Origin of the sequence: Paraburkholderia sp. BCC1886 (assembly GCF_900996245.1) — a bacterium.
GTDB lineage: Bacteria > Pseudomonadota > Gammaproteobacteria > Burkholderiales > Burkholderiaceae > Paraburkholderia.
In genome coordinates this window covers 1-2,656 of sequence record NZ_CAAJGK010000064.1, presented here as the reverse complement: position 1 = coordinate 2,656, position 2,656 = coordinate 1, and the positions used below count along the sequence as shown (strand labels likewise).

Genomic DNA, 2,656 nt, shown 5'->3' with positions numbered 1-2,656 from the left:
TGCACTGGGTAACCTGTGGATGGCACGCAAGCAATTGCTCAAAGCGTGAAACGCGAGGGCGTGGGCGGCCTCATGCGCGGGCAAACGTGAATCACACGGCCGAATCAAAACCTATGACCAGCGCCGCAGCATGTTTGCAATGTAGTGGCACGCGCTGCAAACAGCCCACGCGCAGAAAACGGGTTTTGCAGACCTTCCCTAGCAATGTCAGTAGCGTTCTTTGACGAGTTCTCTCGTCTCGGGTTATTGCAGGATTTCTAACTATCGATTGCGCGAGTGTGAGCAGAGTCTCGAGTTGAGTGGCTTGCCGGTCACATAGGTCGAAAGCGGTGAGTGCAAGTTTCTCGTATTGAAGTGCGTCGACTGGCGGGCGTTCGGTTGGGTGAGATTTGACGAGCTTGGGCATGGTGCGTTCTCCCTTTTGTTGCTTGGGGCGCCCGGGCACTTTGTCTTTTGAAAGAGGGTGAGCGGGCACGTTAGCGGGATTGACAGACTGGCACCAAACCGAACCAGCGAGCCTCGCGGCTCTCCCGCTACGGCCCGCCCATTGAGAACTGGACGTGCAGCGGCAGACGCACGGCCTGACTGAGCAGGCGTGCGGGTTTGGTGGGCAGGCTGTCAAACCTGGTCGCTGGGTGTTTCCCTGCGACTTGGGAATTATAAAGGCGGGAAGCTATCTTGGATTTGGGCGAGGGGGTGAAATCAGCAGATTAGCCGAATGGATAAGGGTGGTAGGGCGGGTGGTTGATGACTTTTTGCCGCGGGTTCTTGTGGTGGGTGATTGGGGTAGGTGGATCGACAGGCCCCAGCGACCACTGGCCTGAAGCTCGCATTGGGGATCCTTGCGCGGTCAAGCCGATTTCGATCGAGCCAAGGCGTTACTCCAGCGTAGCTATACCAAGGCTTGAGAAGCGACATTGCGCGATGATTCGTCCAGTCCGACCGAATATCGGCTGAACCGCTGCGAACCCGATGTCGAACAGTCTAACTCGGAGATCGCGGGATGTATCCTTCGGCCTTTTGCAATAAAGATGAGTTTTCAATCGGATGTGCTGGTCACGCCTTGCGTGCTTTTGCAATCCTCGTCGACCATGGGCGGCCAGCGTGGCTCGCGGCTCGTGAGTCGACCAATATAGTTGAGCGTCCCATAAAGTATCGCTAATGGAACCATTGCGACAGCCATGATCGACGCAACAGAATTTTTCTCTGCTTTGAGGGCTTTCCGGTCGTGAAGCCATAAACGCATGGAGCTGCGAACCGAAACGGTTGAGGGTACCAACTCTGAGTGAGTCAGTCCTGCCGGTCCATTTTCCATATATTGCCGGATGAATTCGAATTCGGCTTTCACCCGAGACGCCAACGCTCGGCCCGTGTCAGTATCGTCTCGATACGCCGATATCACAGGATTTCCGATCGAAAACGTTTGAATAATCATGTGGGCTTCGTCCAGAACATGGCAGCGGATGCTATAGATGAACGCTCGTGTCATAGAATCGCGCCCCTCCTGAATAAAGAAAAAGGCTTGCTTCCACGGAACGGCGATCACCTCTTTACCAGGCGCTCCCCGATAAGCATAAATCATCGCCGACTGGCGATTGAATCGGATAGGACGACGGCTCCAGGTAAACATCTCCTGCGAAAGAAGCCATAGCCCAATGCCGAGAATCACCAGTCCTCCAAGAACAAAAAGCCCCATAAAAAATCGGCCTATCGCGAGTTCGGTTGCATCGACGTGTTCCGGCGTCACTGTGAGATTGTCAGCTGCGCCATAGGCGATGAGGCCTCCCATAACAACTACGGCGAGTCCTCCCCACGAGAGGACCCCGCGTGAATGGAAATGCGTGTCTGTTGTTTCGAGAAAAGTTTCATTCATCGAAAACACGGAAAAATGATCGTCAGGTTCGACATCTTGTGGTTGCGCGACCTTTAGTTCACGTTCTTTCTCGATATCGGTTAAAGGGCGTCTTAACCTTATCCAGTCGGTTCCGTCTAACGCCATTCTGGTGTGCTCCCAATGTTCTTTGCTTTTTCCGGTTTCGCAAGAAATGCCACACAGCCTATCGCTTTGATGATGCACGAAAATGTGTGCCGCATGAAGTTCGGAAGCGAAATTTCTTTGTGTTGAAGGTGAACATATCGATCGAGATGACTGCTGGGGCCGTTCCTAAAGATCCTTCGGCCGGCGTTTTTATCCGAACCAATTCGATGCCGATTGGATAATGAGTCCGCTGCCAATCGACTCATTCCAAAAACGGGTCGCCTACGGGCCAAATAATGACGATATAGTTTATTGCGTCAAGGCTTGAGCCTGTGGCATTCTTGATTGATTAAAAGAATTTGTCCCGTTAATAACGCGCGACATAAAAAGCCGACGGTTGTTCTCTCCGAGCAGCCCGTCGAGCGATCGATGCCGAGGATATACTGTCAGCCGACACCTGAGAATCGCCCGTGGCACTAGGGAAGGTCTGCAAAACCCGTTTTCTGCGCGTGGGCTGTTTGCAGCGCGTGCCACTACATTGCAAACATGCTGTGGCGCTGGTCATAGGTTTTGATTCGGCCGTGTGATTCACGTTTGCCCGCGCATGAGGCCGCCCACGCCCTCGCGTTTCACGCTTTGAGCAATTGCTTGCGTGCCATCCACAGGTTACCCAGTGCA

Annotated in this window: 1 protein-coding gene and 1 pseudogene; both read right to left on the bottom strand. The window is 53.6% G+C overall.

All coding sequences use genetic code 11. The features are described from left to right. Positions 1 to 199: 199 nt before the first annotated feature. A pseudogene (locus FQ746_RS35320) lies at positions 200 to 406 on the bottom strand (hypothetical protein); the annotation flags it as partial. Positions 407 to 1,039: 633 nt separating this feature from the next. Beyond that, the gene (locus tag FQ746_RS24525; protein WP_144112288.1) at positions 1,040 to 2,077 is read right to left on the bottom strand and encodes a DUF6708 domain-containing protein; all 1,038 of its coding nucleotides are present in this window, start codon (positions 2,075 to 2,077) and stop codon (positions 1,040 to 1,042) included. Positions 2,078 to 2,656: the final 579 nt, after the last annotated feature.